Source organism: Iodobacter fluviatilis (assembly GCF_900451195.1).
Taxonomy (GTDB): Bacteria; Pseudomonadota; Gammaproteobacteria; order Burkholderiales; family Chitinibacteraceae; genus Iodobacter; species Iodobacter fluviatilis.
In genome coordinates this window covers 707,605-734,150 of sequence record NZ_UGHR01000001.1, presented here as the reverse complement: position 1 = coordinate 734,150, position 26,546 = coordinate 707,605, and the positions used below count along the sequence as shown (strand labels likewise).

The 26,546-nt window shown below is 49.6% G+C and carries 22 protein-coding genes and 5 tRNA genes; 21 read left to right on the top strand and 6 right to left on the bottom strand.

Annotated features, from left to right (window positions below):
• Positions 1–26 precede the first annotated feature (26 nt).
• The 16 genes from DYD62_RS03335 (at position 27) to rbsB (ending at position 17,313) form a co-directional block, all read left to right on the top strand.
• Positions 27–686 carry a glutathione S-transferase gene (locus DYD62_RS03335; RefSeq protein WP_233702865.1) on the top strand — a complete coding sequence of 220 codons (660 nt, stop codon included), beginning with the start codon at positions 27–29 and terminating at the stop codon, positions 684–686.
• A 71-nt stretch (positions 687–757) separates the two neighbouring features.
• Complete coding sequence (locus tag DYD62_RS03330; protein ID WP_115226064.1) at positions 758–1,753, top strand: LacI family DNA-binding transcriptional regulator; 996 nt, start codon at positions 758–760, stop codon at positions 1,751–1,753.
• Positions 1,754–1,905: 152 nt separating this feature from the next.
• On the top strand, positions 1,906–2,358 hold the full coding sequence (locus tag DYD62_RS03325; protein ID WP_115226063.1) for an RrF2 family transcriptional regulator: 453 nt from the start codon (positions 1,906–1,908) through the stop codon (positions 2,356–2,358).
• A 218-nt stretch (positions 2,359–2,576) separates the two neighbouring features.
• Positions 2,577–2,792: a VF530 family protein gene (locus DYD62_RS03320; RefSeq protein WP_115226062.1), complete on the top strand. Its 216-nt coding sequence runs from the start codon at positions 2,577–2,579 to the stop codon at positions 2,790–2,792.
• Between the two features lie 184 nt (positions 2,793–2,976).
• On the top strand, positions 2,977–3,234 hold the full coding sequence (gene bufA2 / locus DYD62_RS03315) for a BufA2 family periplasmic bufferin-type metallophore (RefSeq protein WP_099399485.1): 258 nt from the start codon (positions 2,977–2,979) through the stop codon (positions 3,232–3,234).
• A gap of 52 nt (positions 3,235–3,286) precedes the next feature.
• Positions 3,287–4,120 (top strand): MNIO family bufferin maturase, encoded by an 834-nt coding sequence (gene bufB, locus DYD62_RS03310; protein WP_115226061.1) that lies wholly within the window; start codon positions 3,287–3,289, stop codon positions 4,118–4,120.
• Positions 4,095–4,856: an HvfC/BufC N-terminal domain-containing protein gene (locus tag DYD62_RS03305; protein WP_165928592.1), complete on the top strand. Its 762-nt coding sequence runs from the start codon at positions 4,095–4,097 to the stop codon at positions 4,854–4,856. Before bufB ends, DYD62_RS03305 begins: the two co-directional genes overlap by 26 nt.
• 291 nt (positions 4,857–5,147) lie before the next feature.
• Complete coding sequence (locus tag DYD62_RS03300) at positions 5,148–7,418, top strand: nitric-oxide reductase large subunit (protein ID WP_115226059.1); 2,271 nt, start codon at positions 5,148–5,150, stop codon at positions 7,416–7,418.
• A 149-nt stretch (positions 7,419–7,567) separates the two neighbouring features.
• Positions 7,568–7,846: a DUF2249 domain-containing protein gene (locus DYD62_RS03295; RefSeq protein WP_115226058.1), complete on the top strand. Its 279-nt coding sequence runs from the start codon at positions 7,568–7,570 to the stop codon at positions 7,844–7,846.
• A gap of 271 nt (positions 7,847–8,117) precedes the next feature.
• The gene (locus tag DYD62_RS03290) at positions 8,118–10,088 is read left to right on the top strand and encodes a TonB-dependent copper receptor (protein ID WP_115226057.1); all 1,971 of its coding nucleotides are present in this window, start codon (positions 8,118–8,120) and stop codon (positions 10,086–10,088) included.
• A 392-nt stretch (positions 10,089–10,480) separates the two neighbouring features.
• Positions 10,481–11,788 (top strand): GGDEF domain-containing protein, encoded by a 1,308-nt coding sequence (locus DYD62_RS03285; RefSeq protein WP_115226056.1) that lies wholly within the window; start codon positions 10,481–10,483, stop codon positions 11,786–11,788.
• Between the two features lie 368 nt (positions 11,789–12,156).
• Positions 12,157–13,041 (top strand): ribokinase, encoded by an 885-nt coding sequence (gene rbsK / locus DYD62_RS03275; protein WP_115226054.1) that lies wholly within the window; start codon positions 12,157–12,159, stop codon positions 13,039–13,041.
• Positions 13,038–13,436: a D-ribose pyranase gene (gene rbsD / locus DYD62_RS03270; protein WP_115226053.1), complete on the top strand. Its 399-nt coding sequence runs from the start codon at positions 13,038–13,040 to the stop codon at positions 13,434–13,436. Before rbsK ends, rbsD begins: the two co-directional genes overlap by 4 nt.
• Before the next feature lie 266 nt (positions 13,437–13,702).
• The gene (locus DYD62_RS03265; protein WP_115226052.1) at positions 13,703–15,178 is read left to right on the top strand and encodes a sugar ABC transporter ATP-binding protein; all 1,476 of its coding nucleotides are present in this window, start codon (positions 13,703–13,705) and stop codon (positions 15,176–15,178) included.
• Between the two features lie 2 nt (positions 15,179–15,180).
• Positions 15,181–16,119: an ABC transporter permease subunit gene (locus tag DYD62_RS03260; protein WP_115226051.1), complete on the top strand. Its 939-nt coding sequence runs from the start codon at positions 15,181–15,183 to the stop codon at positions 16,117–16,119.
• A 255-nt stretch (positions 16,120–16,374) separates the two neighbouring features.
• Positions 16,375–17,313, top strand: coding sequence for a ribose ABC transporter substrate-binding protein RbsB (gene rbsB / locus DYD62_RS03255; protein WP_115226050.1), 939 nt, complete (start codon positions 16,375–16,377; stop codon positions 17,311–17,313).
• Between the two features lie 63 nt (positions 17,314–17,376).
• Here rbsB and DYD62_RS03250 read toward each other — a convergent pair whose 3' ends face one another.
• The 3 genes from DYD62_RS03250 to nadA form a co-directional block, all read right to left on the bottom strand.
• Positions 17,377–17,820, bottom strand: a complete 444-nt coding sequence (locus tag DYD62_RS03250; protein WP_132038604.1) for a hypothetical protein — start codon at positions 17,818–17,820, stop codon at positions 17,377–17,379.
• A gap of 71 nt (positions 17,821–17,891) precedes the next feature.
• Positions 17,892–18,944, bottom strand: a complete 1,053-nt coding sequence (locus DYD62_RS03245; protein WP_115226048.1) for a bifunctional nicotinamide-nucleotide adenylyltransferase/Nudix hydroxylase — start codon at positions 18,942–18,944, stop codon at positions 17,892–17,894.
• A gap of 117 nt (positions 18,945–19,061) precedes the next feature.
• Positions 19,062–19,979, bottom strand: a complete 918-nt coding sequence (gene nadA / locus DYD62_RS03240; protein WP_115226047.1) for a quinolinate synthase NadA — start codon at positions 19,977–19,979, stop codon at positions 19,062–19,064.
• Positions 19,980–20,252: 273 nt separating this feature from the next.
• On the opposite strand from nadA, the gene DYD62_RS03235 reads away from it, so the two are divergent.
• From DYD62_RS03235 to DYD62_RS03215, 5 genes are all read left to right on the top strand, one after another.
• A tRNA-Gly gene (locus DYD62_RS03235) sits at positions 20,253–20,328 on the top strand.
• Positions 20,329–20,356: 28 nt separating this feature from the next.
• Positions 20,357–20,432, top strand: a tRNA-Gly gene (locus DYD62_RS03230).
• A 34-nt stretch (positions 20,433–20,466) separates the two neighbouring features.
• A tRNA-Gly gene (locus tag DYD62_RS03225) sits at positions 20,467–20,542 on the top strand.
• A gap of 22 nt (positions 20,543–20,564) precedes the next feature.
• Positions 20,565–20,640: transfer RNA gene (locus DYD62_RS03220), tRNA-Gly, on the top strand.
• Positions 20,641–20,682: 42 nt separating this feature from the next.
• Positions 20,683–20,756 (top strand) — tRNA-Cys (locus DYD62_RS03215).
• Positions 20,757–20,931: 175 nt separating this feature from the next.
• Here DYD62_RS03215 and DYD62_RS03210 read toward each other — a convergent pair.
• From DYD62_RS03210 to DYD62_RS03200, 3 genes are read right to left on the bottom strand one after another with little or no spacing between them, the layout of a single operon-like run.
• Complete coding sequence (locus DYD62_RS03210; RefSeq protein ID WP_115226046.1) at positions 20,932–22,053, bottom strand: response regulator; 1,122 nt, start codon at positions 22,051–22,053, stop codon at positions 20,932–20,934.
• A gap of 9 nt (positions 22,054–22,062) precedes the next feature.
• Positions 22,063–25,038 carry a hybrid sensor histidine kinase/response regulator gene (locus tag DYD62_RS03205; RefSeq protein WP_115226045.1) on the bottom strand — a complete coding sequence of 992 codons (2,976 nt, stop codon included), beginning with the start codon at positions 25,036–25,038 and terminating at the stop codon, positions 22,063–22,065.
• Entirely contained in the window at positions 25,031–26,173 is a 1,143-nt protein-coding gene (locus DYD62_RS03200; RefSeq protein ID WP_115226044.1) for an FIST signal transduction protein, read from the bottom strand. Before DYD62_RS03200 ends, DYD62_RS03205 begins: the two co-directional genes overlap by 8 nt.
• Between the last annotated feature and the right edge of the window lie 373 nt (positions 26,174–26,546).

The window sequence follows — 26,546 nt, the reverse complement described above, 5'->3', positions numbered from 1 at the left end:
TTCGCGTATCATGGCGAGCATTCTGTTTGCCCTTTGCTCCCATGCTGCCGATTCTTTATTCCTTCCGACGTTGCCCTTACGCCATGCGTGCCAGAATGGCGATTCAGTATTCTGGTATTCAAGTTGAATTACGTGAAATTGTACTGAGAGATAAGCCTGCAGAATTACTGCTCGCCTCACCCAAAGGCACCGTGCCGGTATTGATTTTAAATAATGAAAATGTCATAGAGCAAAGCTTGGATATTATGCAATGGGCATTATTTCAAAACGATCCGCAGCAATGGCTTTGCCAGCAAAGCACGGCGCTAAGCACCCAAATTGCCCAGCTAATCGATCATAATGATCGGGTATTTAAAACTCATCTTGATCAATATAAATACGCTGACCGCTATCCTGATCAGCCCAAAGAATACTATTGTCATCAGGGTGAGTTATTTTTACGTGATTTAGAAACCCGATTGGCTCAGACTCCTTTTTTACTATCGAATAAAATCAGCTTGGCAGATGTCGCGATATTTCCTTTTATTCGCCAGTTTGCCGGCGTTGATCCAAAATGGTTTGACTCTGCGCCCTATCCTAAGTTAAAGCTGTGGTTAAATTTTTTCTGTAACAGCCGTGATTATCAAAACATCATGCAAAAATTTGCAGTCTGGCAGGCAGGGGCCCGCCCTTTTATTTTTCCTTAAAATACAATTACGCAATCCAAGCTGCTGTTTTTTAGGTAACCTTGCAACTTGAATGTGCATTAAGAGTCATTGTGAGCCAATTTATACGCCTAACGATGGATGACATTGCCCGCCTGGCCAATGTTTCCAAAACCACGGCCAGCCTTGTCCTTAACGGACGCTCGGCAGAATACCGTATCGCGGAAGCCACCAAGGAACGCGTACTGGCGATTGCACGCGAGCATCATTTTCAGCCCTCGCAATCGGCCAAAACGCTGCGCTCCCGCAAAAGCGGTACTTTAGGTTTACTTGTGCCGGAGCTCAGTAACTTTGCCCACGCCAGCCTTGCGCAAGCTTTAGAGCCCCTATGCCGTGAGGCAGGCTATCAGCTGCTGGTGATGAGCAGTAATGAGCAGGCCAGCATGGAAACAGCAGGCATTGAGCATCTGCTCACCCGCCAGGTAGACGGCCTGATTGTGGTGCCCTGCAGCAGCGATGCAACACAATATTTAAAATGGTCTTTGCGCCTGCCGCTGGTGTTTGTTGACCGCCATATTAAAAACTGCCCGATTCCCTTTGTTGTCACCGACGCCATTGATGCCGTTACCTCGCTGGTCATGCAAACCATCGCAGGTGGCAGCAAAGAAGTGGTTTATTTTGGCGGGCAAGCCGATTTATCCCCAAGCCAGGACCGGCTGGCAGGCTATCGCAAAGGCCTAGAATTAAGCGGCGTGCCAGAGCAGCCATACTGGGTATGGCAAAGAGATTACCTGCGTCCATCGGGCTACAGCATGATGGCTGAATGCTATGAGCGCCTTGGGCATTATCCCGACAGCCTGTTTACCGGCTCGCTGACCCTGCTGGAAGGCGCGCTGGCTTATATCAACGAAAAACAAAACGGCATGCCCAAGCGTTTAATGACCTTTGATGATCATAACCTGCTCAACTGCCTGCCTTGGGGCATTCAATCCGTGGTGCAAGACAGCCAGCAACTCGCCAGCGAAAGCCTTGTCAGAGTATTAAAGCTTATGCAGGGCGAAGCGGTAGATTCGGTATGGATTCCGGCAAGTTTGCATCAGCGTAGTTAAGGGCCGGAGGGCAGACCGTTTGCCCTGCACGGGGCCGCCCACCGCCAATCGGCCTATATCACCCATCCCCAGCCCACTGGCATTAAATGCCATACCCTTATCCAGCCTGAAGATGTATTATAAATGCTTATTTTAAAGTCCGGACAACAGCGATGCGCCTGAATGTTTTTACTGATTACTGTTTGCGCACTTTAATTTACGTTGGCGTACAGAACGATGGCATTGTAACGCGAGGGGAGATTGCCTCGGCCTATGGCGTTTCTGACAATCACCTAATGAAAGTCATGAGCTTTTTGGCCCGCAATGGTTTTTTAGAAACCACCCGGGGCAAAGGCGGCGGCATGCGTTTAGCCCGCCCTGCGGATCAGATCAGCCTTGGCGCTTTGGTCCGCCTCAGCGAGGCAGATAGCCCGGTTGTGGAATGCTTTGATCGTGAGCACTCCAGCTGTAGCATCGGCGCGGTTTGCCGCTTAAAAGGGGTGCTCTTTGAAGCCATGGAAGCGTTTTACTGCGTACTTGATCGCTATACCCTGCAAGATTTAATCAATAATCCTGTCGAGCTCAACGCCATTTTCAGTATTCCCTTGCTACAAATAAAAGACTGACGGCAAACCCGCTAAGTAACGCAAAGACCTTGAGTTTCCCCTAGGTAAAAGGGGACTAGGAGTAATGCCGTTCACTTAAGCCGTTTGGTTTAAGTTCCCCCCTTTGCAAAAGGGGGACAGGGGGGATTTGCAGTAGACTATTTTTTAAACTTTTTCAAAACTAACAAATCCAGCTTTTCACCCTACAAATCTAAAGCACCCAAATAGATATTCACACCATGACTGAGCAAATAAATAATCCCCAGCACGGCATTACGCTGGAGAAAATGCTGACCGATTTAGTTGATCATTTTGGCTGGCCAGAGCTAGCACGCCGCATTCCAATTCAATGTTTTGAAAAAGATCCTTCGATTAAATCCAGCCTAAAGTTCCTGCGCCGCACGCCTTGGGCACGCAGCAAGGTAGAAGAGTTAGATGCCAGAATGCGCCGCTAACACAACAGATCCTACATCCTCAAAAGTGAGTCACACCCCATCTTCAAACACATGATGCAGCTCGGCCTCAACACCCTGCAAAAAAATATATAAAAATCTTCGTCATATTTTGCCAGTCTGCTACGACTAAGGATCAGCAAGTAATCATGCTTGTTGACTATCCTGCAAAAATTGGAGATTGACCATGAATCGTATAACCGGAGCAACCTTAGCCGCGGCAGCCGCAACACTTTTCACTTTTGCGGCGCATGCTGAGGAAATGCCTGCATCTGGCGATGCAAGCAAAGAAGTAAAATGCGCGGGGATTAACAGTTGTAAAGGCACATCCATGTGTAAAACAGCGGATAACGCTTGTAAAGGCCAAAATGTGTGTAAGGGTCATGGCTGGCTGCCTGCAGCCAGTGCCAAAGCTTGCGGCGATCAGGGCGGAAAAGTTTTATAAGCCACTTTTTACCAAGGGGGCCTAGTCTGCCCCCTTTTCTTGCTGAGCCGCTATGAATCAAACACTCAAAGGCTTTGGACTAGGTCTGCGGCCAGAACACTATGCAGATTTTTTAGCCCAAGCGCAGCCCGTAGATTGGCTAGAGGTGATTTCAGATAATTACCTCGTCCCTGGTGGCAAACCCCTTTATTACCTCGACAAAATTCGCCAAGATTATCCAATGGTGATGCATGGCGTAGCGATGAATTTAGGCTCGGTTGACCCTCTCGATTTTAACTACCTTGCCCAAATTAAAGCACTGGCCAAGCGCATCGAGCCATTGGCAATTTCCGATCATCTGTGCTGGACAGGAGTAGATGGCCAATACCTGCACGATTTACTGCCGATTCCCTATACCGAAGAAGCGATCAAACATGTAGCAGGGCGAATCCGGCAAGTGCAAGATTTTTTAGGCAGGCGTCTGGTGATTGAAAACGCCTCGACCTACCTAGAAGCCCAAGCGGATCTGCAAGAGTGGGAATTTATCAGCGCAATCCTGCAAGAGGCCGATTGCCAACTACTACTCGACATCAACAATATTTATGTTTCCAGCCGCAATCATGGTTTTGATCCGCAGCGCTATCTGCAAGCAATTCCCCGCCAGCGCATCGCCTATCTGCATTTGGCCGGCCACACCGATCATGGTGATCATTGTATCGATACCCACGATCAGCCCATCTGTGCCGAAGTCTGGTCTTTATATACTCAAGCGATCAGCCAATGGGGGGCGATTCCCACCATGATAGAACGCGATGCCAATATCCCAGCGCTGCCCGAGTTATTAGCCGAGCTAAATCATGCCCGCCAGCGAGGAGCTGCCCATGTCTCTGCACACATGGCAGCGTGATTTACAGGCCAGTATTCTGACTGCCAGCGATCAAATACGGCAGCCGCTCAATCAGGGCAGCATCAGCCGCGAGCGGGAAATCGCCGTCTATGCCGATGGCTATTTTTTGCGCTTGGCCGAGGCATTGCAAAGCAATTACCCAGCCCTGTTTCAAATTCTGGGCGACGATGATTTTTACAGCCTCGCCCGTGCTTATCTGGCCGCTCATCCCTCATCGCAGCCATCAATACGCTGGTTTGGCGATCAGCTGGCCACCTTCCTAGCGCAAGCGTTGCCCTATGCCAGCGTTCCCATTTTTGCTGAACTCGCTGCTTTTGAATGGGCTTTGCGCCATACCGTGGATGCCGCTGACGCACCACTACTGACGCTGGAAGATCTGCAGGCGATTCCCACTGGAGATTGGGGCCAACTGTGCTTTAAGCTGCATCCTTCCTTAAGTATTTTATCTTTGCAATGGAACGCGCCTAAGGTGTGGCAAGCCCTAATGGCAGAGGATGCGCCGCCAGAGCCTCAACGCCTTCCTCAGCCCTGTTTAGTCTGGCGCAAGCCTGATTTAACCCTCCATTGGCGTAGCGCCAAGCCGCCCGAAGTTCATGCCTTAAACTTACTGGCCAGCGGCGCAAACTTTTCCTCTGTCTGCGAGGCGCTCATGAGCGAAGATATCAACGATGTGCCATTAAGGGCTGCTGGTTTTTTGCGTACGTGGATTGAGCAGGGGCTGATTACAGCGGCTTAAACACCTGACCACCAGCCGTGATCAGGATATAGCTAGCAATCACTTCACAGCTGAGCGGTTATAAACAAAACCATCTTCCCCAAGTTGCCCCTGCCACGCCTTCAGACGCCTGATCGCACCTAAGAGTGATGGTATTTCAAGCCCTGCCATTGAGCATGAACTCAGCCTCTAAGCGTCTTCTGCACCAAAATATTTCCCGATCTAAATATGCATATTATTTGCATCTTTATAAAATAGGTATATATTATGCATATATAAACACCCACACGCCTCACCCATCCGGAGCACATCATGCATAAAACGCGCAATTTATGGCGCTGGCTTGCGATTATCTTCTTCCTGTCTTTTGCCGCGCTCGGCTGGATAGGCCGGGAAATTTACCTAGAGAAGCCGCCGATCCCCCAACAGGTTTTAAGTAGCAGCGGCAAGCTACTCTATAGCGGCGAGCAAATTCAGCGCGGGCAGGAGGCTTGGTTGTCAGCCGGTGGCCAACAGATGGGTTCTGTTTGGGGCCATGGTAGTTATGTGGCGCCTGATTGGTCGGCCGATTGGCTGCACCGCGAAGCGATTACCCTGCGTGATATCTGGGCTAAGCAGCAGTTTAAAAAAGACTACAGCCAGCTAAATCGGGAAGAGCAAGCGCCGCTGGATGCACGTTTAATCTCGGTAATGCGTAGCAATACTTACGATAAAGCCAGCGATACGCTGACTATTCAAGCCGATAGAGCCGTGGCCATCGAGCAAGTTGCCCAGCACTATATGGGCCTGTTTGGTAGCGATGCTGCGCAAGATAAATTGCGCGAGCAGTACGCGATGATTTCTGGCTCGATTAAAAACGCTGATGATCTGAAAGCTCTGCCCGCTTTCTTCTTTTGGTCGGCATGGTCGGCCACCACTAATCGCCCCGGCGTTGATCATATTTCCTACACCAGTAACTGGCCGCATGAGCCGCTGGTGGCGAATACCCCGACCACCGGTACCAGCGTTTGGTCGATTGCCAGCATTATCCTGCTGATCGCTGGTATTGCAGCGATGGTCTTGTTTCATCAAATGCACCGCGATGAAGAGCCGGTGATTTGCCCAGAAAATGATCCGCTGGTCACGCTAAAGCTCACCCCTTCCATGAAGGCCACCATGAAGTATTTCTATGTGGTGATTGGCCTGCTGCTGGTGCAAGTGGGGATGGGGATTATCTCGGCGCATTATCAAGTCGAAGGCGGTAGCTTTTTTGGTATCCCGCTGGCAGAAGTGCTGCCGTTTACCATTAGCCGCACCATTCATACCCAGCTGGGCGTGTTATGGATTGCCACCGCATGGCTGGCAACGGGGCTGTTTTTAGCGCCGGTATTGGGCGGCAAAGAGCCTAAGTTTCAAAAGCTGGGCGTCGATGTGTTGTTTTATGCCCTGCTGTTGATTGTGGTCGGCTCAATTGCCTGTGGCTGGGTTGGCACCTTACAGCGCCTAGGCACTAGCTATAGTTTTTGGCTGGGTAATCAAGGTTTGGAATACACCAGCATGGGCCGTGTCTGGCAAATCTTGCTGTTTATTGGTCTGCTAATTTGGGCGTGTTTACTGGGCCGTGGCCTATGGCCAGCGCTGCGTAAACCATCCGAAAGCCAAGGCCTGATCGCCATGGTGTTTATCTCAGCGGTATGTATCGGCCTGTTTTACGCATCGTCCTTGGTATGGGGGCAAAAAACCCATTACGCGCTGATTGAATACTGGCGCTGGTGGTTGGTGCATCTGTGGGTAGAGGGCTTCTTTGAAGTATTTGCCACCGCCGTGATTGCCCTGCTGCTCAGCCGCTTAGGCTTGATCCGTGCCGCATCGGCCAACCGCGCCATTGTGCTTGAAACAATTGTGTTCCTGTTTGGCGGTATTTTAGGCACGCTGCATCACCTTTACTTTACCGGCTCGCCCACCAGCGTCATTGCCGTGGGCGCGATGTTCTCAGCCTTAGAAGTCGTGCCTTTAGCACTGATTGGTGCAGAAGCCTATCAAACCTATCGCCACAACCAAGCCGCACCGTGGGTAGCAAAATATCGCTGGGCAATCATGTGTTTTGTGGCAGTTGGGTTTTGGAACACCGTCGGCGCTGGCCTGCTGGGCTTTGCGATTAACCCGCCGATCTCCTTGTATTACGTGCAAGGCCTGAATATGACCGCAGCTCACGGCCACGCCGCGCTATTTGGTGTGTACGGCATGCTCGGTATCGGCCTGATGTTGTTCTGCTTACGCGGCCTTGCCCCTGCTGCTAATTGGAATGACAAGCTACTGAAACCGGCTTTCTGGTCGCTGAATATTGGTCTATTTATGATGGTGTTTATGTCGCTACTGCCATCCGGTATTTACCAAGCCATTGCCAGCGTAGAACACGGCCTGTGGTATGCCCGCTCTGCCGAAATTATTCATTCCCCAGTAATGGAAGCCTTAGTTTGGCTGCGCGTGCCGGGCGATATCGTGTTCTCGGTGGGTGTGGTGTATCTCGCCGTATTTGCCCTGAAACTACTGGGCAGAGATCGTAGCTTGCCGGTGCCTGCGGGCAAGTTGGTCGATGCTTGAGAGACGTGTTGTAAATAAATTTGTAGCTTGGGTTAGCAAGTTTTATCGCGTAACCCTGTCCTCCTAAATGTTGGGTTACGCAGGTTTGTCCGCCTCAAATAGGCGAACAAACCCGCTAACCCAACCTACGCCAATATAAAGGAATCACCATGCACGACTGTAGCCTCCCTAATCAATTAAATGGCATTTATGGATTTGATGCACGTGGCATTGCCAAACGTTTTCGCCATGCCGCAATTTTTGGCGCCATGGATGCATTAAATGAAGGCGAAACAATGCGCTTTGTGAATGACCATGATCCGCTGCCCCTATTAGCGCAAATTGAGCAACGCTATCAGGGCAAAATTATAGCCACATATATTCAGCGTGATCATGAAGCCACTGTAATTGATTTCTTGCTGCGGTCTTCCCAAGCGATAGTGGAATAAACAGCGCTCTCTTTTATTATTAAAACTATTAAAACGGCACTGATCAGTGCCGTTTTTTTTAATAATGCAATGATATTTTATTGATATTCATCAAAATCATTCAGCATAAAAACAAATGCCGAATGATTAAATACCATTGATCTGTTAATACTCTGTCATTGAATATAAAATATTCATTTATCCATACCCGTCAATGCATTCTGCATAACAAACAAAACGGCTTAATTCTCCGCAATTAGTAATCTTAAAATACCAACGGCAAATACAATCAATGCACACCACCTCCATTGCCCTCGCGCTTAGCCTTGCAGCCCCTGTTGTCAGCGCAGAGACCATCCGGCTCTCCCCTGTTATTGTCACCGCACCTGCCATGCAAGAAGCGCTGAAAGTAGAGCTTGATGCAAGAAACCCGCAGCAGCCTTTGCCTGCTACGGATGGCGCCAGTTTTTTGAAAACCATTCCAGGCATGAATGTGATTCGCAAAGGCGGGATTGATGGCGATCCTGTTTTTCGAGGGATGGCAGGCTCTAGGCTCAATATTTTGCTGGATGGCGAGCAGATTCTGGGCGGCTGCGGTGGCCGTATGGACCCACCCACGGCCTATATTTTTGCTGATTCTTACGACAAAGTGAGCCTGCTCAAAGGGCCACAGACCGTACTCTATGGGCCGGGGAATTCTGCAGGCACGGTACTGTTTGAGCGCAAAGCCACTGCATTTTCGCAAGGCGGCATCAAGGCCAATGCGGCGCTTACCATCGGTAGCTTTGGCCGCTTTGATGCCATGAGCGAGGTTTCCACTGGCAATGGCAAAGCCGATGTCAGCGTGATTGCCACCCACTCTCAGCAAGATGATTACAAGGATGGCGATGGCAACGCAGTGCATTCCAATTACCAAAGGCACAGCGCCAACTTGACCTTAGGCTGGACACCTGATGAAGACACCCGCTTGCAATTTTCTGCTACCCAAAGCGATGGCGAAGCCGCTTACGCCGATCGCGGCATGGATGGCAGCCAGTTTGCGCGCAATAGCCTGAGCTTTAAATTCAGCAAAAAAAATATCTCCCCGTGGCTAAAGCAACTAGAAGCACAGCTTTCACACGCTTATATCGATCATGTGATGGATAACTACAGCCTGCGCCCCTACACGCCGGGCAAGGAAATGGCCAGCAACCCAGATCGCCTGACTTGGGGCGGACGCATGGTGGCCACGCTCAATACCAGCGATAACAGCCAATTAAAAACCGGCCTAGATTTCCAGCAGGATGAACACAGCTTACGCACCGGTAAAGATTATCAAGATAAACCACGCATCAACGATGCCCGCTTTAAAAACAGCGGTGTCTTTGCTGAGCTCAGTTACTTTATCAGCGAGCAAGCACGCCTGATCAGCGGTGCGCGTGCCGATTTCTGGCAGGCAAGCGACAGACGCCAGAGCGGCGCAAGCGCGAGGCAAGAACGCAATGAGGTGCTGGGCAGCGGCTTTGTGCGCCTTGAGCAAGATATCAGCACAGACACGATGATCTACGCGGGCTTAGGCCGTAGCGAACGCGCGCCGGATTACTGGGAGCTGATCAGTAAGCAAAGTGCAGAAAGCAATTCTGCGTTTAATACCGCCACAGAAAAAACCAGCCAGCTTGATCTGGGTGCAATCCATCAAAACGGCCCCCTGTCACTGAGCGCCTCTGTGTTTTATAACCAGATTGATGACTATATTTTGATTCAGTCCGGCGTGCCCAATGGCAGCATGGGCACAAAAAACATCAGCCGCAATGTAGACGCCAGCACATGGGGCGGTGAAATGGGGCTGGCTTATCAGATCAACCCCAAGCTAAAAAGCGAGTTAGCGTTCTCCTTTGTGCGCGGCAATAACCAAAGCGATCACAGCAACCTGGCCCAAATCCCCCCGCTGGAAAGCCGCTTAAATATCAGCTGGAATGAGGCCAATTGGAATATCGGCGGGCTGATCCGTGCCGTTGCCGCACAAAATAGAATCGATCTTGGCAAGGGCAATATCGTTGGCACTGATACCGGCAGCACAGCAGGCTTTACGATTTTCTCGCTCAATGCCGCTTACAAGCCCAGCAAAAACAGCCAGCTGAGCATCGGTGTCGATAATCTATTTGATCGCAGCTATGCGGAGCACATCAGCCGCGCAGGTGCGATGGTGGGGGGCTACTTGCAAACCAGCAAAATCAACGAGCCTGGCCGAACACTTTGGCTGAAAGGGCAAATTAATTTGTAAAGGATAGAGGCTTTAAAGTCCAACGTCTGCGCTTAATCAGGCGTAATGTTTTTTGCAGGAGCAGAGCAAGGGCGCCAACGCTCAGCATGCATCTATGCTGCGTATACCGCCCCTAAAGAATATATCCTGAAGTGGCGCAGGATTCATCGCAGGTAAATGCCCAAAGCGGCTTCGCCCTTGCCCCCTCCCGCCCATCAATGATGGTGAGCTAGCTCATTGCAAAAAAAGTAATCTGCACTGAAATCACCATTATTTAAGCGCTGCCAAGGGTAAGAATAGAATTAAAGACGTTTTGCATATTAATGTATGCAAAACAAGTGACCAATTTGGACTAGCCATTTATATATTTCAATCCGATACTGCCAGACTGATTGTTACCAATAGGTTTGCTCATGCCCGCACAGAAAATCATCAGTCAGTGGCGCATTCTTCAACCTATCCATTTTGTACTTGGCCTGCTCATCCTGCTGACCGTCTCTTTATTGCTGTGGCAACACTATGGCATGAATTTATTTTTGCGCTTTGATCCCGGCAATTTTAATCAAATCAGTGCCAGCGACGACAGAGATAATGAAGGCGGAAAAAGTATTGGTTTAATCAGCATCAACCCCAAGTACTGGCGTTTAGACTGCCAACTTCAGAAAGGGCATCGCTCCCCGTATTGCTCAATTGATTTCGATTTGAGCAAGGGCAAGCAAGGAATTGATTTATCCAAATACACAGACATTACCATTCGTTACCGCTATCAAAACCCGCGGGAACAAGTTAATTTAGTGATGGTTAATTTCAACCCCGAATATAGCGTTGAAAGCGATTATCGCAGCCAGAAATTTACCGAGGTTTACCTGCCTGGGGTGATGGGCTGGAGCACGTACACTCTGAAATGGCAGCAATTTAATGTGGCCTCTTGGTGGATTGCGGATAAAAAAATACCTCCCAAATGGACAGACAATGAATTTAACAATATAAGAGAAATCCGTCTGGCAACGGGGCTTTACCCAGAGCTATCCAATCACCAGATTGATTTGGCTTATATCGAGTTTCGTGGCAAATGGATCAACAATAATACTTTGCAACTATTACTTCTTTTATTGTGGGGAGGCACTGCCGCTTTCTGGCTACTCAGCGAATTACGCCGATCGATGCTGGCTTTACAACGCAGCCATGCCAGGCAAAAAGATTTGGAAAACGCCCAACAGCATTTACAGGAAACCAATCAATTACTTGCAGAGCGCAGCATGCGTGATCCGCTGACCCTCGCGTTTAATCGGGAGGGGCTGAGTATATTGCTCGCAAAAGAAACACCCGATACGCCAGGCAGCATTATTTTTATTGATATTGATCACTTTAAAAAAATCAACGATCACTACGGCCACGGCACAGGTGATCAGGTGCTTTGCCTGCTGGTTCAACATATTCAGCAGCAAATTCGCCCAAGTGAACAACTGATTCGTCTGGGGGGAGAAGAATTTGTTTTGCTATGCCAGCACAGCAATCTAGCGCAGGCTGAGCGCCTCGCTGAAAAGCTGCGTTTGTGGCTGTTCAGCCAAAGCTGGCCCGCAGATATTCCTCTGAGCTGCAGCTTTGGCGTTGCAGAGCGGCAAAAAGGGGAACGCTTTGAAGCCACACTGCACAGAGCGGATCTGGCACTCTACCGCGCAAAAGCCGGCGGCCGTAATCGGGTGGAAGTCGCAGAGTAAAGAATGCCTAGCTGTAAATACTCAACCCAGAACCACAAAGAATTAATCTGCACTGAGTGAAACTTTGAGAACTCTATAATCACCTTAGCAAGGATAAGCAGAATGGTCCTGTTCAGCGGCGAGGGCTTTGCATCTTTTCCACGAGTGCAAGGCGTCTTGCTTTTTTTATCCCGCTTATTGGTCCACATCCCCTCCTCTTGGCGCCTTGTATTCCAACGGCAGGCTGCCTTGGCCATCCCCCCATCGGGAAAATCCCGTAGTTTTTTGAAAAGCACTACATTTTCTTGATTTAGATCTATATTTTTTGCTGCGTACGGTTTAGCATTGCTCATAAATCAAGCCGCAATCAGAAAATGTAAAGGTGCAACATGACAAAAGTAGTCGTCGTTGGCAGCATAAATATGGATTTAGTGGTCCATACCCAGCAGTTTCCCCGCATGGGAGAAACGCTGTTTGGTGAGCAATTTGCAACGCATCCTGGTGGCAAAGGGGCCAATCAGGCCGTGGCCGCGCAGCGCCTTGGCGCTTCGGTTGCGATGGTCGGCTGTGTCGGCAATGACGAATTCGGCCAAACGCTGACCGCAGGCCTTGCGGCTGAAGGTATTGATACCCGCTGGCTTAAAACCAGCCCGGATACGGCTACCGGTGTGGCGCTGATTACGCTCTGCCAGGGTGACAACGCCATTGTGGTGGTGCCAGGCGCAAATATGCAGCTTAGCCCAAGCGATATCAGCGCCGCAGAGGCCGCCTTTATCGATGCCGATATCATTCTTTCCCAGCTGGAAATCCCTTTAGATACGGTGCTGGCCGCGGCGAAGCTCGCTCAAAAACACAGTAAGCCTTTCTTTCTGAACCCCGCTCCTGCACAGGCATTACCTGCCGAGCTACTGGCGCTTTGCACCCTGCTCACCCCAAATGAGTTTGAGCTACTGGAAGCACTTGGTGAATCAGAAGCAGATTGGAAAACCGTCCTGGCTAAGCACAGAGCGGTGATGACCAAGGGCAGTGATGGTGCTTGGTTTAATCAGGGCGGGCAGCTTCAGCATCAGGCGGGCTTTAAGGTAGATCTGGTCGATAGTACCGGCGCAGGTGATACCTTTAATGGCGCACTCGCTACCTTCTGGCACCTTGGCATCGCAGAAGCCACCCAAAGAGCCAGCGCAGCAGGGGCATTATCAGTCACCCGCGCTGGCGCTCAGGGCGGTATGCCCACCCTTGCAGAACTCGAACAATTTTTAAAGACGCAATCATGAAAAAGCACGGCATATTAAACAGCGATATCGCTCGCGTACTCGCCCAATTGGGCCACACCGACAGCATTGTGATTGCCGATTGCGGCCTGCCGATTCCGGATCATGTAGAGCGCATCGATCTGGCACTCAAACTGGGCCAGCCCAGCTTTGTAGACACGCTGCAGGAAATTCTTGCCGACATGCAGGTAGAGCGTGCTGTATTTGCCACAGAATGCTTGGCAAAGAATCCAACAGTTGCAGCGCAGGCCGAGGCCATGCAATCGTCAGGTATTAGTATTGATTTTGTCAGCCACGAAGATTTCAAGCAGCTATGCCACAAGGCCAAAGCTGTAATCCGCACCGGCGAAGCGTCGCCCTACGCCAATATCATCTTGCATGCTGGCGTGATTTTTTAAGGCTGAGTACAGCCCTAAACCCAAATATTGAAACAAGAAGGGCACAGAGAACGCGGAGTTTCACGGAGAAAAGCTAAAAAAGAGTGTTTTTGCTTGAGCCCCCCCTTTGTAAAAGGGGAGGCTAGGTGTCAAAACCCTAGTATGAGCACAGTGTTTTCTCTCATGTTTTTCCTCTGTGCAACCCTGTGTTCTCTGTGGTTCAAGATTTGGGTTGTAAGTTTTATGGTTAATTTTTCTAAACACCCATTAAAAACCAAGGCTTTCGTATGCTGATCCAAATGCAAGGCATCAATAAATCTTTTGGCCCGGTTAAGGTGCTGGAAGGCGTGGATTTTGCCCTGGAACGCGGCGAGATTCATGCGCTGATGGGTGAAAACGGCGCGGGTAAATCCACGCTAATGAAAATACTGACCGGCATTTACCCAAGCGATGCTGGACGTATTCAAGTGGATGGCCGCGAAGTCGCCATTCACAGCCCCAAAGAAGCCGAAGCCCTAGGTATTGCCATCATTCACCAGGAGCTAAACCTGATCCGTGAATTATCGGTGATGGATAATCTGTTTTTAGGGCGTGAAAAAACCCGTGGTGGCTGGCTTAAATCAGGTGAGATGCGCGCGCTGTGCCGCGAATATCTTGCACTACTGGGTATTAGCAATATCGATCCCGACAGGGAAGCGGGCAGCTTATCCATCGGCCAGCAACAAATGGTGGAGATTGCTAAGGCGCTGTCACTTAACGCACAAGTCCTCATTATGGATGAGCCAACAGCGGCGCTCAGCAATCGGGAAATCGAAGTTTTATTTAAGCTGATGCAAGATTTAAAAGCGCGCGGTGTAGGCATTGTGTATGTATCACACCGCATGGAAGAAATCTTTCAGGTTTGCGACCGTATTTCGGTACTGCGGGATGGCCAGTTTGTTGGCACCCGCGTGATCAAAGAAACGCGCTTTGATGAAATCGTCAAAATGATGGTAGGGCGTGAAATTGGCGATCGCTATCCCCAGCGCAATGCCGCCCTTGGCCCTGTGCGCTTTAAGGTAGAAAATCTCGCCGACGATCACACCATCAGCGGTATCCATTTTGAAATTCGCCAGGGCGAAGTGCTGGGCGTAGCGGGCCTGATGGGTGCGGGGCGCAGCGAAATTGCCCATAGCCTGTTTGGCCTCTCGCCCAAATCAGCAGGGCAAATCTGGCTTGATGGCACGCCAATTCATTGCAATTCAGCGATAGAGGCCATCAGCCACGGCATAGGCTATGTCACGGAAGACAGAAAATCACAGGGCCTTGTGCTGGGTTTATCGGTAAAAGAAAACATCAGCCTGACTCACACCCCAAGCAAAATGGGCGTGATTGATCAAAATGCCGAAAATAAAAACGTCAGCGAAATGATACGCAAGCTGTCTGTCCGCACCCGGGATGCTGATCTGGAAGTTAAATCGCTATCAGGCGGTAATCAGCAAAAGGTGGTGTTTGCTAAATGGCTGGGGATTGCCCCCAAGGTGCTGTTTTTAGACGAACCCACCCGAGGGGTTGATGTTGGTGGCAAGGCCGAGATTTACCACATTATTAATGAGCTGGCCGCCAGTGGCGTCGCCATTTTAATGATCTCATCCGAGCTGCCAGAAGTACTCGCCATGAGCGATCGCATCCTGGTGATGCACCAAGGACAAAGCGCCGGTATTTTCGACGCGAAAACGGCCACCCAAGAATCAATTATGCACGCCGCCACCGGAGGCCAGTAATCATGAACCAAAGCCAAAAAGCCACACTACAAAAACTAGGCCCCCTGCTCGCACTGCTGCTGATCTCCGGCGTTTTGTCAGTGATGAGCCGTGATTTTCTCACCGTCAATAATCTGCTGAATGTGCTGCGCCAGGTATCGATCAATGCGCTGATCGCCTTTGGTATGACTTTTGTGATTCTGCTGGGAGGGATTGATTTATCCGTCGGTGCAGTGCTGGCACTTTCTTCAGTCGCCATTGCCAGCATGATGGCAGCTGGTATTGATCCGGTACTGGCCACATTATTTGGCGTATTGGCCGGAGCTGCGCTTGGCGCGGTCAATGGCATCATTATCAGCCGTGGCAAGGTTGCGCCCTTTATTGCCACGCTTGGCACCATGACGGTATTTCGCGGCTTGGCGCTAGTCGCCTCAGATGGCCGCCCGATTACCGGCTTTAACAGCGACTTTTTCTCTATGCTGGGTGCGGGCTATATCGGCAATCTGATTCCTGTGCCTGTGCTGACCACAACACTTGCCTTTATTGCTCTGTGGTTTGTGCTCAAAAAAACTGTATTTGGCCGCCATGTGTATGCCGTGGGCGGCAATGAAGAAGCCTCGCTAATCTCTGGCGTAAAAGTAAACCGCGTCAAGCTTTGGGTTTACACCCTTTCTGGTGGCTTATCAGCCCTAGCAGGTGTCATCCTCACCTCGCGCTTAAATTCTGCCCAACCGAATGCAGGCATGGGCTACGAGCTGGATGCTATCGCTGCGGTTGTTTTAGGCGGCACCAGCTTATCCGGTGGCCGAGGCTGGATTGTCGGCACCCTGATCGGTGCTGTATTGATAGGGGTTCTCAATAATGGCTTGAACTTACTATCTGTGTCATCATTTTACCAGCAAGTTATTAAGGGAAGCGTTATCCTGCTGGCAGTATTACTGGATAGAAGTGCAAAAAAATAAAGGGCTACGGGCTCACACCCCAAAAGTCAAAACACACGAGGAATGATGATTTCACAGTTTGGGTTAACGGGCTTGTTCGCCGATTTGCGTCACCCCCGCTAACCCAAGCTACACATTCCCTTTGGTTAATAGGGCGGGTCCCTTCCCACCTATTTTTCAAGCTAGGCAAAACATCGCCAGGCTAAAAAGAAGCACTCAATGGCGCAGAAGTCGCCAGTGCTAATGTCGTTGTCCTTCACACACAAGGCTTTAAACATGAAAACTTGGCTCAAACCTCTTCTGATCGCCTCAATGGCTCTTGCTTTTTCTGCCTGCTCCAAGCAAGGCCCGGAAAGCGCCGCACCAGCGGCCTCTGCCCCGCCGGTTGCCGAAACGGCAAGCAGCAATACCGTTGGCTTAGCGATTTCCACCCAAAATAATCCTTTCTTTGTCACCTTAAAACAAGGTGCAGAGGAAGCCGCCAAGGCAAGTGGCCTAACGCTGATCACAGTGGATGCACAAGACGATGCGGCTAAGCAAATTGCCAGCATCGAAGATTTAATCCAGAAAAAAGTAAAAGTGATTCTGATTAACCCAACAGACTCTGATGCGCTGGTGTCTGCCGTTAAACAAGCTAATGCAGCAAAAATCCCCGTGATTACGCTGGACCGCAGCGTCAATGGCGGCGAAGTGGTCAGCCATATTGCTTCTGATAATGTAGCCGGCGGCAAAATGGCAGCCGCGTTTCTGCTGGAAAAAATCGGCAAGCAAGGTGAAATCGCCGAGCTAGAAGGCATTGCGGGCTCTTCTGCAGCACGCGAACGCGGCCAAGGCTTTCATGCTGGTGTAGATGCTGAAAAAGGCGTAAAAGTGGCCGCCAAGCAGCCCGCTGATTTTGATCGCGCTAAAGGCTTGTCTGTGATGGAAAACATCCTGCAAGGCAATAAAAAGATTAAAGCCGTATTTGCCCACAACGATGAAATGGCGCTGGGTGCAGTACAAGCACTAGAAGCAGCTGGCCTGAAAAATGTGGTTGTAGTGGGCTTTGATGCTACAGCAGATGCTGTTGCCGCAGTAAAAGCGGGCAAAATGGCCGCGACCGTACAACAAAAACCTGAGCTGATCGGCAAAATGGGGATTGAAGCGGCTAAGAAAATCATCGATGGCCAGACGCCAGAGAAAAATATTCCAGTGCCTTTAGAGTTGGTTAAGTAATTCATAAAAAAGCCTGCATCTTGTGATGCAGGCTTTTTTAATTAATATCAATCAGCGGCTCGGTTAAAACTCCCCCATTTCTTTTAATTCACTGGCAACAATGGATGCAGCGGCCTGATTTAAAACGATCTGTGCGGCAATCAGCGCCATGCGATCAAAAGCAGTAATCTCATGATATTGATGATCAGACTTCCTTTTCCAAAACACTTCACTCTCTGGCATTAAAGGCTGAACAAAAGCCAGCATCAAGTCGTCATCATCAAATGCATATTCCACCAAGGTGGCCTGATTAGAATCAGTGATTGTTTTCAATTTTGCGCTGGATGAGCTGATCTTCACATCGGGTTCATGATGTTCCGCTTCAAAAAAAGCTGTGCCCATTTGAGCATCAAGATTCATACCGATAGCGGAGTATTCAATTACAAATTCTTCGCTGTATTCACCCAGATCAAAACTGGCAAGCAAATCTTCCCAAAATGCTTTTTCTATCAATTCAAATGCTTTCATATTGCCCTGGCACCAGATCAAAAAAAATACTTTAAATGAGCATATATCCACATGCCAATAATCTTTTAACCTTAAATCTGCCCTAAAAACCAATTCACAATATAGAAATGATCTTCAAACAACTCGGCCTCCATACGGTTAAATTCAAATAACGGCACCCATTTAGCCCGTTCTGCATCGTCCCCACCACGCACCTTAGGCAAGCCCTCTCCGGTGGGCGTAAGCTCAATCAAAAACGCATGGGTAATGGTGCGCCCGCGCAAGGATCTATGCGGGTGATCAAAGACCCGTGAAGAGCGAATCGAGCCCGCCAGCACCGGTGCAGGCACTTTTAAACGCGTTTCATCGCGCAGCTCCCGAATCACCGCATCTTTAACCAATTCATCCTGATTAATAAAACCACCCGGCAAGGCCCACAGCCCGCGCCCCGGCAAGTTTTTGCGCCGCACCAGCAAAATATGCCCGGAGTGAATCACCACCGCATCTACGGTGACAAAGGTGGGCGGATAGGGCGCAGCCGACCAAGCCTTGCGATAGTCCTGCACAAAGCGCCATTCTGCCTCTAGATTGGCGTAAACATCACCTGAGCGAAACGCTTGTAAATGCGCATAGACAGACGCGGGTAATTTATCTGCACAAAGCCCTGCCCCACCATCGGCAAACAGATTACGGCGCACTTGCGAGGCATGAATGCCGATAATCTCAGGCACTTCTACCCTCTGCCACTGTGGAAAAAGATCAAGATAATAGGTGTGCTTGCTGCGGCTGCTGCCCACAATACCCACTTTAAACTGCGCCTCGCGGCTGCCAAGGCTGGCGGTATCAACCGCAATCACTTTATCCACGAGGCTTTGCACCTCGGTAACCCACTGCTGATCGTTATACATACGGTCTGAGCAGCCCACGACAAACACTCTATCCTGCATCTGAGGCGGCAATGCAGCCCGCAGCATCGCTTCGCGCTCAGGCACTGTCCATGGGTTGCGCGGGTTCCTAGCCTGACGAGCTGAGCCGCAAATCACAATCAGCTTGCCCGCCCGCTCTAAAGCCGCCTTAACCACCTGCAAATGCCCAAGATGAAAAGGCTGAAAGCGCCCAATAAATACGAGGTAATCCAGCATCATTCAATCACCCGTCATTTAATCTGACATAGGAAAGAAGCCCGAAAGAAATCACAAGCTTCAAGCTTAAAAGACAAAAAAAGGCGGGTAACACACCCGCCTTTCTCTCTGCAATCTTGCTTACTGGTAATAACGCTTAGAGAATTCCAGCATGCGCTCGATCGGCAGGCGGGCATTATCCATTTGTTCGGCGCTGAGATAATCAATGCGTGTGCCCTCGCCCGCTTGGGCGCGCTTCACCGCATCAATGGTATTCATCTTCATATAAGGGCAGGAATTGCACTGACAGCCCGCATATATAGGGGCTTGTTTAATATTCAAGTCAGGGCGGGCAAGGCCCATATTGTAGAGAATGCCGTCTTCAGTCGCGACAAAGATCACCGCATCAGGCTCTTTATCAAAGGCTTTAATCCAATTCAGCATGCCCGATGTGGAGCCCACGTAATCAGCTTGCTGCAACACAGGCAGCGGGCTTTCAGGGTGAGCAATCAGATATTTAGCGCCAGCAACCGCCGCGAATGCTTCATCTAGCGCGGCTTGATTGAATTTATCGTGCACTTCGCACACGGCACTCCACAGCGGCATATCGTAGCCATACTGGAAGTTTAAATATGCGCCCATATTGCGGTCTGGCGAGAATGCCACCTTTTTACCTTCGGCATAAAGGCTGGCGATAATGTCATCCACATTACGGCTGGTTACAATCCAATCCGATAAAGCTTTATGCTCGGCAGAGGAATTAATATAAGAGACATGCACATAATCTGCGTGCTCTTCACGCCATTTTTGTAAGGCGGCCACGTCGGTTTGGGTGACTAATGAGCAAGTAGAACCGCTGGCTGGCAAAATCACCTCAGCCTGCGGGTTAAGAATCTTGGCGGTTTCTGCCATAAAACGCACGCCTGCAAACACAATAACATCTGCGCCGCATTCTTTAGCGTATAAAGACAGTTCTAAGCTATCGCCGACTTTATCGGCCATTTGCTGGATTTCAGGCTGGGTATAGTAATGCGCAAGTGTGACAACACGTTTGGACACGGGAATTCCTCCAATGAGAAGCCGCCGTCAACCCGGCAGCATAAAAAAATAATGTATTGCTAACGACAAACAGCATCACCAGTATCCCTAGCAAGCGTCAGCAGCCATAAGCGTACCATAACTTAGCCTTTAAATATCAAGCCACTATCTATTTACACCCCTTTTCAGGTAGAAAAATGCGCAGATAGTGCTTGACGAAGCAAGGGCTCATCTTCATAATGCGACTCCTCTTCTGACGCAACGGCAGAAAAGAAAACGAAACAAAGCAGTGATGCGGGAATAGCTCAGTTGGTAGAGCACTACCTTGCCAAGGTAGATGTCGGGAGTTCGAGCCTCCTTTCCCGCTCCAGTAAATCGTTGTAGAAATAAAGTAAGATGCGGGAATAGCTCAGTTGGTAGAGCACTACCTTGCCAAGGTAGATGTCGGGAGTTCGAGCCTCCTTTCCCGCTCCACTTATTTTAGTTCTGTAGTAAAAGCATGACGAATGCGGGAATAGCTCAGTTGGTAGAGCACTACCTTGCCAAGGTAGATGTCGGGAGTTCGAGCCTCCTTTCCCGCTCCATTTCATGTAGAATCAAATCAATGCGGGAATAGCTCAGTTGGTAGAGCACTACCTTGCCAAGGTAGATGTCGGGAGTTCGAGCCTCCTTTCCCGCTCCAAATTTTAAGAATAAAGATCTTATCCTTTATTTAAGTAACCATGGCGGAGTAGCAAAATGGTTATGCAGCGGCTTGCAAAGCCGTCTACGCCGGTTCGATTCCGGCCTCCGCCTCCATAAGCAAGAACGTTAAAGCCCTGATCAATCAGGGCTTTTTCTTTGTCTGCTATTTCTGAAACGGCTTTTTTCATGTACAAACCCAAAAACAGCCTCTTATTGCTTTGAAACAATGGCACTCCATTTGTTGACGGGCCATGTTGATGATCAGCACAAGCCTCCACCCACAAGTTCTTCACCCCGCCAAATCGTCCTCCTCTTTATCCGCATACTGCAATGCAATCGCCTGAAACTGCCCCGCCACCTTTATAAAACCATCAATTAAATCCGGATCGAAATGCTTCCCCTTTCCCTCTAGGATAATCGCCACCGATTTCTCATGCGAAAAAGCCTCTTTATAGACCCGCTTGCTCACTAAGGCGTCGTAGACATCTGCCACGGCCATCAATCTTGCAGATAAGGGGATCTCATCACCTTTCGCCCCCTGGGGATAGCCCGACCCATCCCATTTTTCCTGGTGCCCATAAGCGATCTCCCGGGCATAGCGCAAAAAGACACTTTCCTCACCCAGCATTCGCTCCACTTCACGAATAATATTGCGCCCATATGTAGGGTGATTTTTCATAATGGTAAATTCTTCATCAGTGAGCTTTGCGGGCTTATGCAAAATGGCATCCGGCACACCCACCTTGCCAATATCATGCAAAGGGGCTGATTTGGCCATCCCAGCAATGTTTTCCGGATCAAGCTGATGAATAAATCGCGGATGATCAGCCACTGCCCCGGCAAGGCAGCGCAAGTACTCCTGTGTGCGCTTCAGATGTAAGCCTGTTTCCTCATCCCGCAGCTCGGCCATCACACCCATAGCCAGGATTGTTGCATCCTGAATTTTCAATAGCTCCTGAGTCCGCTGCTCTACACGCTCTTCAAGCGTCTGGTTATAAAGTCGAATTGAGTTTTTTAAGTCCTGAATCGTAATATGATTTTTGACTCTTGCCTGCACAATGGCCGGATTAAGTGGCTTATGGATATAATCCACCGCCCCCGCATTAAAGCCATTAATCTCATCCGCCTCCTGCGTTTTAGCCGTCAGAAAAATAACCGGAATATCATTCGTTTTATTCTTGGCTTTCAGGCGCTGACAAACCTCAATCCCATCCATATTTGGCATCATTACATCCAGCAAAACCAGATCAGGAACCGGATCCCGCTCAGCCAAGATTAATGCCTGCTCACCATTATTTGCGATGCGCAGTTTATAGGTATCTTTCAGGCAATCATTCAGCACAGCCAGATTAGCGGGCGTGTCATCCACCAATAAGATTGTCCGGCGATAATTAAACTCTGCATCGAGCATAAGATTTCCCTACAATTTTTTCCCGATCAGCGTAAGGCTCTCTAAAGCCCGTTCAAAATCAAATGTATTAATTGCTTCTCCTAGGCGATCAAGTAAGGCCACCTCAACCCATCCCTCCAGTTGCTCACGTAAACGGTAATACACATCAACCGAATCACCATCACAATCATCCAAAAGAGCTGACAGCTGCTTGGTCAGCAAGCCCGTTTTTTCTGTATCCGGCGGATTTTTATGTGGTTTTATAAATTGAGTATAGCCTCGGCCAACCGTGCCAAGCATATGATTGAGCTCTGATTTAAAAGGATAAGCTGCAGCGCCCTCATCTGCGGGATAAAGCTGTAGCTGCCGCTCCAGCTGCCCGGCAGCTAGCATCAAATCATGCATACCCAAAGTACCCGCCACCCCCTTTATCGAGTGAACCCAGCGCTCGGCCCCCTTGGCATCCGTCTTTAACAAGTATTGAAACTGCTCGTATCCCCCTTGATAATCCTGATAAAACTGCTGGAAAAGATGAGTGATCAGTGCTTTATTCCCCCCCAGCCGCTGCAAAACCTCTTGTGTATTTATGCCTGGTAAATGGGGAAGTACAGACTCATCAGGCACTTTGCTTACTTTTTTACCCTCCTCAGGTTGGGGGCGAACAGCCTGCCCAGCCCATTTTGCAACCGTTGTAAACAGCTCATTGGGCTGCACAGGCTTAGTAATATAGTCATTCATCCCCAGATTTAGGCAGCGCTGACGCTCATCCGACATGGCATGCGCCGTCATAGCCACAATGGCCAAAGAATTAAAACGGGGTTCGGAGCGAATTAATTGCGTAGCCTGATGGCCATCCACCACCGGCATTTGTAAATCCATTAAAATTAAATCGCAAGGCAAAGGATCAATGGATAACCAGCCCAATGCCTCTCCGCCATGCTGAGCAATAATGACGCTGGCCCCCACATTAGTTAATAACTCATAAGCCACCTGCTGATTAAGCACATTGTCTTCAACCAATAAAATACGCACACCATCAAGACGCTGCACAGGCCCGCTCACCAGATCAGGCAAGACCTGCTCTGCCGAACGCATCAGCCACAGTGACACATAAAACGTACTGCCCTGCTGAGGCGTGCTTTCAATCCAGATATGCCCTTTCATCAGCTCGACCAAACGTTTGCAAATAGATAATCCCAAGCCCGTGCCACCAAATTTCCGGGTGGTAGAGCTATCGGCCTGAGAAAACGGCTTAAACAACTGGGCAATTTGTGCTGCGGATAAGCCTATTCCTGTGTCTTTTACTGCGATTTGCAAATGCACCCGCTGCTCCTGTGCTTCAAGCAGCCTGATTTGTACCCTCACCTCCCCTTCTGGGGTGAATTTAATCGCATTACCAACCAAATTATTTAAAATTTGCCCAATACGCAGAGAATCACCCAATAAAGAAAGATCACAATCTGCCGCTGGCTCGATATAAAGCCGCAAACCTTTTTCTTCTGCTTTTAATGCATAAAGTGCAGACAGTTTTTCTAAAACAGACTCAAACCTGAAAGGCAGTATTTCCATTTGCAGGCGATTTGCCTCAATTTTAGAAAAATCCAGAATATCATTCAAAATATGTAATAAAGATTCGGCGGTACAACTGGTTTTAGTTAAATAATCTCTTTGCTGCTTACTTAAATCCGTATTTAATGCCAGATGAGTCATCCCAATAATCGCATTCATCGGGGTACGTATTTCATGGCTCATATTGGCCAAAAAATCACTTTTAAGCCGATTTGCCTGATCTGAAGCCTCTTTTGCTTTAATCAGCGCCTCTTCCGCAGCCTTACGCAACTCAATATTGTCGTATACCGCCACAAAATGCGTTACTTTATCCGCCGCATCCCGAATTGGAGACACCGAAACCGACATCCAGACTAATTGCCCGGATTTACAACTATGGCGAACGTCGCGCCTCCACTCATCCCCACGCAATAAGCTTTGCCACATTTCCTGATAAGCCAGTAAATTAATCTCTCCAGAAAGCAATATATTGGGTGTTTCACCTTTAATTTCTGCTAATGAATAACCAAATGTCTGCTCAAACTTTGGGTTTAAATACTCAATCACCCCTTCTGCATCTGTAATCAGCACCGGCACAGGATTAGCCTCAATGGCGGCAGAAAGCTGGCGTAATTGAACTGCCGCCAGCTTTTGATCTGTAATATCAAAAATAATTCCATCCAGATATTCTGCTTGCTGTGCTGCATTTCTGACAATCTGCCCGCGCTCCAGCACCCATCGGATTGCGCCACTGGCATGGACAAGCCGATATTCAACGGAATAGCGATCTGGCCCTGCTAAAGCGGCATGAATTGTTTTTTCAAGTAAGGCTAAATCTTCGCGCAACACTAAAGCGCCATAGCTGTGCGTGACATGAGGCAAAAGAAAATGCTGCGCCGGGCAGCCCGTCAGCACTTCAATTTCATCATTGATATAGTGCATCCCGCGGGGATACTCGATTTGCCCCCGAAAAACCACACCAGGCACATTACCTGCAAGCATTCGAAATTGCGCTTCCTGCTGCTGCAATGCGGCCTCGGCCTGCTGACGCTCATTCAGTAAGCTTCCCATCAGTACAGACAGCTGCTCAAGCCCGGCACTTTCCTTACCCAGCGCTGGGCGACCAAGGCTGGCTTGTAAACGATTTGCCGTTTCCCACAAAGTATCAATCGCCCTTTGCCTTGCCAGCACCTCCTGGCGCAAAGTGCTGTTGGCCTTGCTCAGCTCATCCGAACTAATTTGCAAGCTGCGCGAGCCCAGAGCCACATCCCGGTCAAACTGCTGATACGACTCATCAATGGCCAGTAATAAACGTCTGAAATTACCCAGTAAGACCGCCACAGACCGATCACGAATATCAACCGCAGCTAAATCTGCAGCCTGCAGCATCGCCTCCACCGCCGACTCATCAGCCCAAGCCAGGTAGCGCTTTAACTGACGTGCGAGCAATTTATTCATATGGCTGATCACTCAAAATACTGATCGTCATCGTTTGATTGTGTAATTTACAGCCTGTTGCGCCCAGCAAAGGGCTGATTTCGCCATAAGAATAAAACCCAGCCAGACTTATTTGCGGGCCAAGCACCCCGGCCACCGCTTCTATTTCTTCCTCAACACGGCCCCCCATCACCAACTTACGCCCTACACAACTCACCAACAGACCCAGCCCGCTGACAGCACCATTCAGCGCCCTAGCTGCCAGCGCTGCTGATTCTGCCCCATCGGCCAGAGCATCATTGCTTGCATGCATCAGCCGCAAATAGCCATCACTAATCAGATCTCCTGCCAGTGTTAGGCTGCCACTTGCCTCATCAACCCCCAGAATAGTGCGCACTACCCCCAGTGCCGAATGATCCTGCCCAAGCATCTCAAATGGAAACAGTAGACCGGATGAAGGCAACTGCTCGGCGTACTCCCCCAGATAGCGCTTATAAACATCCAAGGCAGGCTCATCATCAAGCTCGTACAAAACATTACCCTCATGACGACTAACCCGCCGTGCGGGGCCAAAAGGCCTCCACCCGCCATAAGAACCATGCCCCACGGACACCCCGGCAGGAATCGCCATCGCCACCACGGTATCTGCAGCAACCCCGGCCGGGCTGATTACCACCGTCTGGTTAAATGCCGTGCCATCTCCGGCAAGGCCCCCCATGATAGGTACGCCCGCAGGCAAACCACTTTCCAGCCCGGCCACCAAGGCGCTGCCATTGATATTCACACCCTGAGCAAACAGCAAAACACCAGACAAAGGCTGCTGAAGCTGCGCTGACAGCCGCTGCCCGGCCTGTTCGCTGTCCTGCATATCCCGCAATTGCGTCACTGCGCACTGAGGCACCCCAAACCGCCAGTGAATAGCGGTAATCACGCAGCCATCCTCTCCAACACCACCCGCAGAAATCTCGCCTGCAGTTGAACAGCCCAGCACTACCGCGGAAGGAAAACTTTGCCTGATCACACTATATAAAAGGGTATCAGCCAAAAATGCCCGGCTGCCAAACACCAGCAGCCACTGAGGCTCAACGGCCTTTAATTCATCAAGCTGGCTGGCAAGCTGATCAAACTGCCCTAATTTAATCTGTGCAATTTGCATCGCAGTGCTCCTGTGCATGGCTAAATTCAAGTCTAGTCAAATTAATTCATTGCACAAAATCTTCAGCTCTAAGGGGCAATCTGTAAAACTATCGTTTTAAAAGCTTCACCGACGAAGTGATGCTAGGCGGCAAAAAATCATCTGATCTAAAAAAACAAAAAAATATTACGCACTCAACAAGCCGATGTATCAATCAATGACAAGCTACCAGAAAATATTTTTGAATATAATTCAAACACCTAGCCTCCTTAACCATAAAATGCATCAGATCAGCCCGCCAAACCCGCGCCACCCTGATAAAAATTATTGTGGCAGGGGTATTGCAATAATTTCGAAACGCGATAGAATGCACGCCTGTTGTCGCTGACGCAGT